General features: G+C 29.7%; 12 protein-coding genes. 1 reads left to right on the top strand and 11 read right to left on the bottom strand.

What is annotated here, in order from left to right; all coding sequences use genetic code 11:
* Window positions 1-637: 637 nt before the first annotated feature.
* From HMPREF1210_RS00750 to HMPREF1210_RS00700, 11 genes are all read right to left on the bottom strand, one after another.
* Entirely contained in the window at window positions 638-1,720 is a 1,083-nt protein-coding gene (locus HMPREF1210_RS00750) for a hypothetical protein (protein ID WP_196930487.1), read from the bottom strand.
* A complete protein-coding gene (locus HMPREF1210_RS00745; RefSeq protein WP_016426670.1) occupies window positions 1,713-2,336 on the bottom strand; it encodes a hypothetical protein in 624 nt (207 codons plus the stop codon). Before HMPREF1210_RS00745 ends, HMPREF1210_RS00750 begins: the two co-directional genes overlap by 8 nt.
* Before the next feature lie 30 nt (window positions 2,337-2,366).
* Window positions 2,367-3,428, bottom strand: coding sequence for a hypothetical protein (locus HMPREF1210_RS00740; protein WP_016426669.1), 1,062 nt, complete (start codon window positions 3,426-3,428; stop codon window positions 2,367-2,369).
* Window positions 3,429-3,648: 220 nt separating this feature from the next.
* Window positions 3,649-4,731 carry an HNH endonuclease gene (locus tag HMPREF1210_RS17215; RefSeq protein WP_016426668.1) on the bottom strand — a complete coding sequence of 361 codons (1,083 nt, stop codon included), beginning with the start codon at window positions 4,729-4,731 and terminating at the stop codon, window positions 3,649-3,651.
* Window positions 4,732-5,176: 445 nt separating this feature from the next.
* On the bottom strand, window positions 5,177-5,755 hold the full coding sequence (locus HMPREF1210_RS00730; RefSeq protein ID WP_016426667.1) for a hypothetical protein: 579 nt from the start codon (window positions 5,753-5,755) through the stop codon (window positions 5,177-5,179).
* 215 nt (window positions 5,756-5,970) lie between these two features.
* A complete protein-coding gene (locus HMPREF1210_RS00725) occupies window positions 5,971-6,765 on the bottom strand; it encodes a hypothetical protein (protein WP_016426666.1) in 795 nt (264 codons plus the stop codon).
* Window positions 6,766-6,901: 136 nt separating this feature from the next.
* Window positions 6,902-7,867 carry a hypothetical protein gene (locus HMPREF1210_RS00720; RefSeq protein ID WP_016426665.1) on the bottom strand — a complete coding sequence of 322 codons (966 nt, stop codon included), beginning with the start codon at window positions 7,865-7,867 and terminating at the stop codon, window positions 6,902-6,904.
* A 46-nt stretch (window positions 7,868-7,913) separates the two neighbouring features.
* Window positions 7,914-9,386: a hypothetical protein gene (locus HMPREF1210_RS00715; RefSeq protein WP_016426664.1), complete on the bottom strand. Its 1,473-nt coding sequence runs from the start codon at window positions 9,384-9,386 to the stop codon at window positions 7,914-7,916.
* A 344-nt stretch (window positions 9,387-9,730) separates the two neighbouring features.
* A complete protein-coding gene (locus HMPREF1210_RS00710) occupies window positions 9,731-10,357 on the bottom strand; it encodes a recombinase family protein (RefSeq protein ID WP_016426663.1) in 627 nt (208 codons plus the stop codon).
* A 308-nt stretch (window positions 10,358-10,665) separates the two neighbouring features.
* Window positions 10,666-11,106 carry a hypothetical protein gene (locus HMPREF1210_RS00705; RefSeq protein WP_016426662.1) on the bottom strand — a complete coding sequence of 147 codons (441 nt, stop codon included), beginning with the start codon at window positions 11,104-11,106 and terminating at the stop codon, window positions 10,666-10,668.
* A gap of 62 nt (window positions 11,107-11,168) precedes the next feature.
* Window positions 11,169-11,498 (bottom strand): nucleoside triphosphate pyrophosphohydrolase, encoded by a 330-nt coding sequence (locus HMPREF1210_RS00700; protein ID WP_016426661.1) that lies wholly within the window; start codon window positions 11,496-11,498, stop codon window positions 11,169-11,171.
* A gap of 141 nt (window positions 11,499-11,639) precedes the next feature.
* Here HMPREF1210_RS00700 and HMPREF1210_RS00695 point away from each other — a divergent pair, with 141 nt between their 5' ends.
* The gene (locus HMPREF1210_RS00695; RefSeq protein ID WP_016426660.1) at window positions 11,640-12,665 is read left to right on the top strand and encodes an HNH endonuclease domain-containing protein; all 1,026 of its coding nucleotides are present in this window, start codon (window positions 11,640-11,642) and stop codon (window positions 12,663-12,665) included.
* Window positions 12,666-12,758: the final 93 nt, after the last annotated feature.

The following is a 12,758-nucleotide window of genomic DNA, read 5'->3' as shown; positions in this document are numbered from 1 at the left end:
AAAATAATTCAAAACTATATACCTCTTAATTCCTCTGTCTCATTCCGTATAAAGTCTTTTATCACAGTTGATTTCTTCTTATTTCGAGATATAGAGCAAAACAGCGGAGACTCCAGCGGGAAAAGCGAAGTGTCGCAAGCCCGCGGAAAGCGCAGCTGTTTTGCGGAATATCGATATTCACATGCAACCTAGTAAGTGTCAGCATTACTTTGCTTCGCTCTTTCCGTTGTTCGGTTAAGGTGCCTCGAAGTGTAGCCCTTCAATGCATCGTAGGTCCTGATTTTGCTTTCTTGAAATGCCTATCTAGTAGTCAACGATAGGTAACGACTTTTTCAGTTTAGCGTGTCAAAAACCTTGTAAACCAGACAATCTCACTGTATCCCTTGCAATCATTACTTCTTCGTTCGTCGGGATTGTGAAAACCAAAACTATATATCTAAACCTTGCTATATCAATGTTTTTCTTATGTTCTTTAGCCAAATATAGCAGCTCGGTCATGATTTCTCAAGTGTTTCCTTCTATTTATAAGGAGTTACCTACTCCCCAACAAAATAAGACAAATGAACAAAAGGACACCCTCAAATGAATGAGAGTGTCGATTTTAGATATTAATATTTGCTAAATAATTATTAGCTATTTAACTTAATGTGTAATCAATAAATTCTTTATCATGATTTTCTATATCCTTGTAATCATTATCTTTTGTGATTAATTTCAAGTCCATTTTATTTTTCACCTTAACTATTAGACCGTCATCATTTTTTTCGGCTTTTAGTTTTAATAAAGAAATTAGATTATTATTTTTGTCATAGAACTTTAAAATACCAACTGATTGCTCATTAATAGGACTATTCTTAAAGGATGTCTGAGTAATAATATGTGAAAAACTTTCTCCTACTCTACCCAAATCTTTTAAAACTCCAAATATCCTAAGAGAAGTCTCCTTACTATCTTGTTTATATAAAATTGCAACAAATCTTATATTCGATAGTTTAAGAGGAAAATATATACTTAATTCCCGTTCTTGAGAATCATTCGGTGGATTTTTAATTAAAGATAAGGAAGGTGATATTTTAAAAAAAAGCTCTTGTATATCCCCTTTATTTTTAATAATACTCTCAATATCAGACATTTTAATTTCATTTAATAAATAACCTTTTCCTAAGGGGTCTTTATTAAATCTAATAAGATTAAGGATGATGGAAATTGAAATTAGTAAAAATGAAAATAATACCCAAATTACCACAAGTATAGTATTTATTACTTGAACATTCTTAATCTCAAAAGATGAAGGGAAATCAAAATTAGAATAAAAACCAATTATTGTTCCCCATGTGATTATTAATACACTAGACACTATAACAAAAATCCAATAAATAATATTAATTAAAAAATCTCTTGTTATGTATAATTTATATTCGCTCATACATTGAATTATTTCATCTAAAGATAAAGCATAAGGATGCAAAAGTTGTTGTTTAATTTTGGAAGCTCTTAAAAGTTTATTTTCATATGAAAATGCTATAAATAATGTCATAAATCCAAGTAAAGACATTATTCCTCCAAAAATCCAGCTTACCATTTCAATAGAGTTTTTTATTGAATCGGATAATGGTTCACTGGATTTTATTAATGATTGAATTCCTTCAAACCAAAACAAAAATCCTATTATAAATACAAACGGGAACAATAACAAAAAGGTAGACAACCATTTATACAATATATCTCACTATCCTTTTACATACATCAATAATAAGTTGATGTTCATCTGTATTAAAAAAAGAGACAACCGAATTTGAATCTATTACAAAATAAACACTGTTACCTTCATAATAAACTACTAAAGCCTCGGTATATTGTAAAACATCCTTCATTTCTTTTTCGTTTATTTCTTTAATAGGAATATTTATATAAGAATTATTCACTCGACCTGTTGAACGCTTAGAAACATCAATACTCGTTAATTTGAATCCTTGTTCAGATTGTGGGTTAAGAAAATAATCTTTATAATTTCTGAATGTATCTACCTTGTTTAAGGATATATGAAAATTCGTTACTAATTTAGCTATTGCGTATGCAATTTGACTTTCTGACCCACCAAATATACATATCACTTTGTTTTTTTCATAAACATAAAAAATTATTTTCTTCTTGGTTGAGGCAATGATTTTATCTTTAACTTTAATAGAATCTATCCATTCAACACTTGCTTCTAATATATTGTTTTGATAAAATCCATAATTAATCACACAAAAATTATCCTCTTGATTTCTAATATGTTCCCAATCTAAATTTCCTTCATAAAGGTAAAAAACACAGTCTCTATGCAATAGCAATTCTTATCACCTACTTTTGTTAGAGATTGTTTAGCTTGCTGTTTGTATAAAATTCTCATATATTGGTTTAAGTTTTTGTCGAGTTTTATTAATATCTTTTACGCCGTTTTCACATAAAAGGATATATTCCGTTTGTAATTTTTCCATAACCTCTTGTTTAAGAGAATCCGAATTATTGTCCATGACGACAATTTTTAGTTTATCGTATTTTTTCCCTTTTAAAGAAAACTGTATACTTACTTTTGACCCGTTATATATTGAAGTGGTTTTGAAAGAAACGATGTCATTTCCCAAAGTTATATATTTACAGGCTTCATCTGAATTAATAATATCATTACCATGAATAGTAACTCCCTTTACTCCGCCACTTTGATGCCTATTGCTGATGCTAAATTTAACATCATCAAAGCTTGAGCTTAAACCAGACGATGGTAACCGATTAAAAATATAGTCGAAAATAAGCATTGTTTTTTCACTAGCACTATCTGAATGATGAGCATTAAAAATACCCATGGTGTATGGAATTACTGGAATACCAATTCTTGTTACCAGAAATTTTTCAATAATTTCTTCGATATTGTCATCACCAGCCTCAATAGAAGCTACTTTGTTTTTTTCATCCAATATCACTTTATTATGATAAACTGCTGATAATGTCCCTAAATCTTGGATACCTGTTTTCCATGCAGTTTCATACTCTTTAACCGTAAGATTTAAATGTATATTTTCATCTATTAAGTTAATATCCATAACAACTACTTCATATCCTCCTCCAGGATATGACTTTAAAAAGTCTTTGTTAATTTCCTCAATACTTTTGTCTTTCATTTTTCCTAAATGGGAAAATTTATACGTATATGCTGGCAAACCTCTTTTTCTTCTCATTACTGACATTTCTGTTAACTCAACAATATCTTGGTCACTAAGACTCTTTTTTAAAGATAAAAATACATCTTTTAAATCTGCTTTACTCTTTTGTTTTTTGTTTATTCTCCATCCTACCTTTTTCTCTTTTATATAATTAATTACTTGTTCTTTATTTAATTTATTAAAAGCTCTTTCAATTACACTATCTCTATTAATATTTTGCATTATATCAACCCCATTTCATGTAGCATATACAAATAATAACATTTAACTGCATGAATCGACTATTTTTTTTAATAATTAAGATTTTAAAGCTTTTATAAAATGGTTGGTTCCTTTACACACTCGTTTTATTATAAAAGTATCTCTAAAGTAACAAGTGGAAGGTTTCTACTACAGTAGGTTGCTTGAATAATTTCATTTTCTTCATATGGTTTGATAAATATCAAAAGCTCGGCAATTTGTTTCTTTTATTGTTTAATATCTCCTTTAATTCATCAATTGTTAAGACATTATCTTTTTTTCTATGTATCATTCTGTGACAATTCGAACAAACAGGAACTAGGTCTTTTTCTGGGTTTATAATTGTTTCCTCCACCAAAGTGCTTAATAAACTGACATGATGCACTTCAATAAAGCCTTTCCCACGTTCTCCATAAATCTCTTCAAAATTAAATCCACAAGCAAAACAATTTAAACCATGAATTTCAATTGCTTTTTTTCTATTTTCTGGGTTTCTTTCATATCTCTTGCCATAATAAAAATTAACAGCACCATCCTTATAGTAACTATCATCTTCAGCTTTTTCAGAATCAATATCAGAGTTAAGAATATCATTTAACGTTCCGTTAATTTCTTTATTAAGTCTATATAGACTCTGAGTCACAATGGAAAAGTCTTGTTCTTGATGTTCTAATCTTTTAATTGCTTGTTCTATACTATAGTCTTTAAAAATACCTTTATGAATATCTCTTAGCCCTATAAAATGTAGAATATTCATTGACTCATGCCCTGTTCGTACCTCAACTGGTATCATTAGTACATTTTCATCTAACCCTCGATGGGACATTGAATTGAAAAGATATTCATATACAATTGAATCTTTTTTTTCTTCGCTATAAAAGTTATACTCTCTTGCACGACTTGAAAACACAAGCTTGGGTAGTTTAATCTTACCCGCAGTTATAAGCTCTTCATCTTCATTCATTCTTACATTTTTATAACCATATTGCATTAATCTTTCTTTTGCAGTCTGTCTTTCTTCTTTACTAAAAAGTGTACTATATTCAACTTTAAGAACTAATGCTTCCACAGTTAAATCTAATCTCTTTTTATCCCATAGAACGCTAAAACCTGTTGAAGGTTGATTACTATTTATCAATTTCTTTGCAACGATTAGCCCGTTTTGTTTGGTAAGCATTTGTAAAAAGGCAGTTGGAGTGTAGTTGATTTTTTTTGCTTCCTTATAGATGTTTAGCATGTCACTATGAAATTGATTTGCTAATTCATCATGATTATTATTAGACATTTTATATCTCCCCTTAAATAAATGAATTCTTTTTCTCTGAAATTGCAACGATTCCACTACTAACCAATTAGTTCATCACGTTTCCAACTTGAATAACTTATGTCCTTTTATCAAACCTCTTTTTTGGATTTATTAAGTCTGGATATAATCTTTTTTAACACAACTTGCAGGTACGGTATAGCTATAGCTTTTTCCCATATCTTATACAGCCCATTTTGGTCAAAAGCATGCCCCACCTACCACTTAGCATTTTAATAATTAAAAAAGCACCCTATTGGATGCAATCATTAAATTACTCCATTAAGGTGTTCATATTCATCCAAATACATAAATTCAAGAAATGGATACTCTTCCTGTGGTAAGCCTAAATTATTATTAGCCTTTAATGAGTTTGGTAGTAATTTGTGTTATATACTACTTGAAATTATAATAGAGGGAACCACAATTACGTAACCGCCTTTAATTCCGTTTCTTGTTCAAATTCAATTTTTGATATCCGTGTTTTTGCTTCCTCTATTATTTCATCATTAATACTCATTAGTTTTAAAAGTCTATTGAACAGTGACATGTTTTTCTCTCTATATTGAGAATAACTTCTAAATAAATGTAACAAGTAATTATCTACGTTTCCATAATATTTCACATTTTTATAAAAGGTACCAACTGATTGTGGATATTCTCCTAGTTCTACTTTTATTTCACCTAATTTATTCCAATAATCCTTTTTTGTTTTACAGGAACTAAACAAATTTATCCACTTTTCCCCATAGGTATCTTGTATATACTGATTTAATTCATTTATGTATTTATCGATTTGCTTTTTAAATTTTGTTGTAATTATCAACTTTGCTTTCGAAATGAAATATCCATCTTCGTCAATAACATATTTCTCTATACATTCCTTACAATCAAGAATATAGTTTACTCTTGTCCTTGACCAATCGTCCATCTCACTTATATATGTATATGTTCCAAATCCACATTTACATGGATAAGTATTTTTGGTCATTAAATCCCAACTCAATATTAAGCACTCCTTTTTTTGTTACTTATTTATTGTACTTTTAACCCAGCATTTAATCATTTCAATATTTGTTGGTTTTTTTTGAATATAATCATTCCAACCAATTATTTTTATTGGCTTGTTAAGTTTTTTTCCTAAGAGATTATTAACTTCTATATAATAACTTCAACCCTAGCTGTAATTGACTACAGTCCTGCTCTTTTGCTCTTAACATATCACCCATTCTTATTTTTGTTGCTGTTAATAGAATTATCTATTTCTACTGTTTTTTTATAAAGCTCATTTTTTTCAATAAAAGAAAACTTTGTGCATTGATTGATTATTGAATCATTTCCCAATAAATATGTGTTTTTGTCTATTGGATGAAATAAATACCAAGTTGCATCATCAATCTTTATGCTTAATATCTTTACTGATTGATTTCTTAATCCTAAGAACCTACTAGTAGCTTTGATTATAGTAAAATATGTAAAGATAATAATTAGAAAGTATATAAAAGCAACCGCAATTAAAACTCCTAATTTTTCATTGTTTGTTAAAGAAACGTTAAAACTCGCTGAATAGATTTGCGTTCCTACATAATATGATGATAATAAGAAAAAGCTCATAAAATGTAAAAGAAATAATATGTAAAAAAATATTTGCCATTTTCTTTGAAAGTTTTTAACTAAATCTATAACATTTTTTCCTTGTAAATCCAAAATTAGAATCCAAAAAAAGATTCCTACAATTATAATCGCTGAAATAATTGCTATCTCTGGATGATAAATATCATCATCAGAAAAAAAGGTAACAGTTAATAATAAAAGGACAATGACATATAATAAAATTTCACTAATGACTTTTATGCCACTAACATAAATCCTTTTTTCCTTAGTGGATAATCTCATTTCTATCGTACTCGATGAAATTAAAGTTATAGGATTGTTTTTTAAAACATAAACTATAATGGTTACAATTAACCCTGGTATTCCCACTTTAGTTAGAATTTCTTTAATTAATTCAAACATTGTTTTCCTCGTTACTTTCTTATTTAATTAATAATTTAAACGTATGTTAAGAATTTGCATAATCTCTATATATTTTTGGTTTGTTAATATCTGATACTTATAACCTTCTCCTCGTTATTAATAGTCTTTGTAAAATCTATGAGTGATGTTTTCTATGCCAATCGAAGTATCCCATAGTATTAATGTTCCAATATGAACATTTTAAACCATTAACTTTATTTAAATATTTGTTAAGTGTGTCTGTTGATTCTTTATTTGTCAGAGATATTTCACCATCCAAAATTGCTATATAACCCCTTTCATATAATTCATCACATCCTAACTTGCACATTGGCATAACAATATTTTGATAATCTAATTTTTCTTCATTAGAACATAAATAGCGTTTTTTTATATGAGACGCTACCAAAAATCCAACAGGCAAAGTTTCAGAGCAAATGCCACATGTCCCATATTTATTGTTATTAAATAAGTATTTTCTCAAAAAAGATTGTTCTGTTCTTTTTTTACTTTTCCCTTCAGAATCAAGTGGCTTGAGTGGGTCTAAATATAAAATCGATTCTTTATATTCTTCAGAGCTAACTGAAGGATTATATATATCGCTTTCAAGCTTAAATGCATTAAAAAACAATCTACTTCTCTTTTCATTAAGAACATCAAAACCCATTACCGCTTTATTAACTGAATACCCTATTATTTTATTCATTTCAACAACTGGTATATCGAGAGTTTTTATCTCATCTAATAAATAAATATATTCCCAGGTAACTCCATCTTCTTTCCAACCCCAGAGTTCTTCGGCTAGTATAGAGCTATGCAATTTATGGGTTACAATACCAGAAGCAAAAATCCTCATTTCAGCTGTAAAAATAGCAACATCACCAACTAGTATCTTCTCCCATTTATTTTTATTGATATCCTTTTTACCTTGAGTAACACCCCAAATAGGTACTAATCCATTCTTATAATAGGCACTAATAGTTTCAGTTTCTTTTACGTTTAAGTATTTACTAAAAGCTGAAAAAGGAACTGGATTTTTAATAGTATTTTCAAAATTCTTTTTTCCTGCTCCGCCCGAAGGCTGAAGTATTAAATGGGTCATTCTAAAACTCTCCATTCCACTACTTTTGTAATTGCTTTAATGTCGTTTATCCTAACTTTACCTTTCTAAGTCTATCCGTTAATATTTTTTCAATTGAATCATAGTCGTTTACTTTTTTATAATTAAGCATACTAATTAAATCTTCATCAACCAATGGAATAATTATGCCTCTATCATCATTTGACGTATCCCTACATCTAGTTAGAAATAAATCTATATTATCTATTTCTCTGCAGAGTAAAATTCCAAATTTACCAGTGTTCCAAGAAAATCTACCTGCTAATTGGTCTAACTCAGGGTTTCTTGGGTCGCTAGAATAATTTTTACATTCTATAAAAATATAAGAAGAGGGAGTCTTATGAATAGAATGTAGTGAGTGGAAAAAACCGTAATTTGCAGAATTATCAAATGTAATATCTATTCTCTTTCTACCTTCATGAATTGCTTGCTCAACTTGTGGCGATGTTAAAACGGGATAAAATAAAAGGCTCATAATACCAATCGATAATCTATGATATTCCGTTGCATTGTCTCTTCCCCTTGGAGTATTCTCCAACTTCTCTATTAGATAATTTATTACATCTTCCACAACCTCACTTCCTTGTTGAATTTCACTAAATTGTTCATGAGTAAGAGGTTTCATGTTGTTCATATTCCGTACTTCTCTTTTAAAGTCTCTAAAAACAGAGGGATGCTCTTCAGTAAATTTCCTTAGAGTTTCTTTATTTTCTGTATGACCTTCTTCTCTTAAACTTTTTTTTGTTACAAATCTTATCTCTTGACTAGTTTTTTTATTCTTTCTGGTTTGAACTAAATGACTATTTAGACTTAAGTGCTTGGACTGCAAAAAATTTAGTACAAAATGCTGATTAAATGTTTGAGGAGTGTATTCTTTGCTATAGGAAACGATGCCTTTAGGAACTAATAAAATTTTTTCACCATTTACCACAAGCATATTTGTATAATCAGATTGCCATTTTTTCGTAGCTCTATTCCAAAAAAAACCACTTGGAACATTTGAAGTAAGTGGAATACCCCATAACTCACATTGTTTCTGTGTGTATTCAATTAAATGTTTTTTAATTATATTTGTACTCATATCGGAAAGTTTATCTCTTCCAAAACCTTCAACAAAAATAACACAGTCTTCTAAATCTTCAACAAGTCCCGTTTCAACAGCCTTACTATCGACTAAACTTTCAAAAATAGAAATGGTGTCCCCCTCACCTACTCCTTTGCCTTGAGGTGAACCTTTTGATAAACCTAGTCGTGTTTCGTTAGGTTCGGTCAAAAAATCAAACAATACTTTTGCATCTTTTTGTCTACTCTCATTTATTAAATTTATTACATGCTGAAAAAAATTCCTTAAGGTTCTTAAAGCATCAATTGACCATCTATCATTCTTTGTAGACAAAAAAGCTGGGTCAATAAACAGTGGAGTATCTGATTCAATATCAATGTCCACGAAATCTAGTTCTTGTTGAGTTTTTTCTAAATTATATATTTCACTTATTTTCATTTTTTCTCCACTCTCTTTCATTTATCTTTTTATTTCATGTATTATAGTACCATTTTACCATGAAAAATGGTGCTTATGCTTTATATATAATTCTGAATAAAATAATAAAGGAGCAGTCACAACGACTACCCCTTCAATCCTTCACGTTCTTACAATCTGTTTGTTTTAATTACTACAACATCGGATTAACAGTCAGAGTGCGGGGACGCTACAACTACAGCTTATTCCCATATCTATTACAATCAATTTGGTCAAATCATACCCCCTCCTATTTCTACTTTCATTGTATATATCCTGACATTGTTATTATGAATAGAAAACAAAAAGCACCCTTAATTGGATGCCTACAATGTTTTCTCATATTCTCCAATGATTTTGTAAAAAGAGTTCTTCTTAAGTTCCAACATGGTCATAAATTCAACCCCTGTAATCTCTTTATTCTTCCACTTTGAAAAGTTACTTTCCAGTTTTTGTTTTTGTTCCTTACTTAAAGTGCTTAAATTTAAATTAGGTCTACCTAAATGTTTTCCATTTGCTTTTGCCACTGCTATTCCTTCAGCTTGACGTTGCAAGATATTTTCACGTTCTCGCTCACTTACAAAAGCTAATACTTGAAGAACCAAGTCACTCACAAAAGTACCCAATGTATCTTTGTGTTGTGTAGTATCTAATAAAGGCATGTCTAATACTTTTATATCCGCCTTGATGTTTTGGGTAATATCTTCCCACTCTTTCTTTATTTCTTTTGAGTTTCTTCCAAATCTATCAATGGATTTTATGTAAAGTAAGTCACCTTTACGTAAACATTGTTTTAAAGCTTGATATTGCGGTCTATTGAAGTCTTTCCCGCTTTCCTTATCAGTAAATATATCTCTTTCATCAATGCCTAGTTCCTTAATTTCTTTTAATTGCCTAGCTTCGTTTTGGTCTTTACTTGAAACTCTTATGTAACCGAATATCTTTTTATTCATTATTACACCGCTCCCTTTGGTTATCCATAATTTAATTATAACCAAAGTGTTTATAAATGTATATCTCATTTAAAAACGTTTATAAAACATTTCAACATTCTTTACAAACGACATTTATGGTGTATTCTTATTGTCTTTAAAGATATACCTTTAAAAACAATTCTATTTAATCTCAAATTAAAAAACCTCACCTTAATCTAGATGCGGTTTTATTAAGTAAATTTTATATATTCTAATAATTTTTTCAGTCGTCCACCAGTCTTTATACCCTTATAGTTTATAAATTAGAATCGTTCTCAATTTAATGTTTACCATTTAAGCTCAAAAATCATAGTCCTAATATCCGCTTCAAATCTCCGAATATTCCAGTCTTGGGAAGACTTCTCACTTATTCGATAACTCTCCTCTACAACTTTTAATGGAGTAAGAATCACTTTAATAACCCCCATCTGGTCAATAACAAAGGCAAAGTATTTCTCACAATCAAAATTTTCACAAGTTTTTCTTACTTTCTCAATATGCTTAGTTGGGTTATTCATGGTAATTCCATAATCAGATTTACCTTCTTTCCTACTTCTACTCTTAACTGAGATTCCTATTCTTTTTCCATCTTTACTTGCTATAATATCGACACCTATATGTCTTACATGTATACATTCATACCCATTTTTAGACAACCAATAAAGTAGTAAATGCTCAGCAAAATCGCCAGTAATATGAGCATGATTTGAACTATATTCCAACTGCATTATAGTTACCCCCAAAAACTCTTTATTTCTTCAAACTACTTATCAGATATTTCCTGAGAAACTCAATTTTCTTTTTCAATAACCTTTTCTAGAAAAATTCTCTTTTCAAAACCGCCACGCTCTTCTTTTTTGTCGAACTTAATATTTTGCACCTTTTCCATATCAAGATTAAAAACTTTTGCCATACCATCAACTACTTCTAATATATCCGCTAATTCTTCTTCAATTGGTGTCTCCATAAACTCCTCTAGTTCTTCAATTAACTTTTTATATAGTAGTTCTTTAACTTCTTGCTCTCTAGCAACATAGGTAATTGGGTGTTTTCCATTCTCTAGAATAATTTCTGGTATCTTGTCTCTTACCAATTTGTTATAGACCTTTTCACCTTTCAAAATCCATTCTCCCCTATCTTTTATGTAAATGTAAATCTTGTTCTAACTGATTTTTAGTGTTATTTTCAACCTATTACAATCTTATCACAATTTTAATAATTTTCGGATATGCAATTACACTGTACAAAAGGAGATTTTTCTGTGAATGATTTTATAATCAAATCACCCTCAATAGACGCATATTTTCGAGGTATTATCTTATTTGGGGCAAACACAGCTAGTTATAAGTTTGCACTTGCTAAAGCACTAATTGATTTAACCAAACAGAATAAGGACTTTGTAAGTGAGAGAGATTTGGCATTAGTTTTTCTGAATTATATGAATGAGCATATTCAAAATGGTACTCCACAAATCACTTCAAACTCTAGTAAATATTTTGATGCGTTTGCATCCTATAACAAGCAACACGTTTCTTTAGATGAGATGGTCAGTCTAACCTTAAGTAACCCCTTTAAAAATGTGATTGACCGCTTCCATACAATAAATTCACAGCAATCACCTACTACTTTTTATGAACGAACACAGAAAAACGGGATTAAAGGAATTGTCATAACTGATAATATTTTTAAACTTCAAGAAATGAATCATTTAGAAAATATAATTGAGGAGATTGAGGGTCGTTGGAGACTTGTTGAAGTGGCATGGTCTTTAAAAATGAACCCAAGTCTTTTGAATGTTAAGTATGATGTATCAAATAAATCTTTATTTATTGCGGGGAACAACTCATATAAAAGAATAGATATTACCTCTTCACGTTCAGCTTTAAATGGATATCAAAAAGGAAAGTGTTTTTATTGTGTTAGAGATATAAGCATTAATAAGCATCACCCAGAACTTACCGATGTTGACCACTTTATTCCACATCTTTTACAACCTTCCTTAAACCATAATTTAGATGGAGTCTGGAATTTGGTGTTAAGTTGCACTACCTGTAATCGTGGAGAGAACGGAAAGTTCACCCTACTTCCTATTCTAGAGTATTTGGAAAAATTGTATGAGAGGAATGAATACTTTATTATGAGCCATCACCCATTAAGGGAGACACTAATTAATCAACTCGGAAAAAATTCTTATCAAAGAAAACAATTTTTAAACGAAGTATACAATTTGGCTCTTACCCAATTACTGTTTACATGGAAACCAACCGAGACTTTCATTATGAAGTAGTTGTATATAGAGTTAAGAATCGATTCCTCGATTTTTCAAACAACAAACCCCATAATCAAAATATGGGGTTTGTTGTTTACATTGAGTTTCAGT

This window comes from Paenisporosarcina sp. HGH0030 (assembly GCF_000411295.1).
In the GTDB taxonomy this organism is placed as follows: Bacteria; Bacillota; Bacilli; order Bacillales_A; family Planococcaceae; genus Paenisporosarcina.
This window is presented reverse-complemented; position numbering and strand designations above follow the sequence as displayed.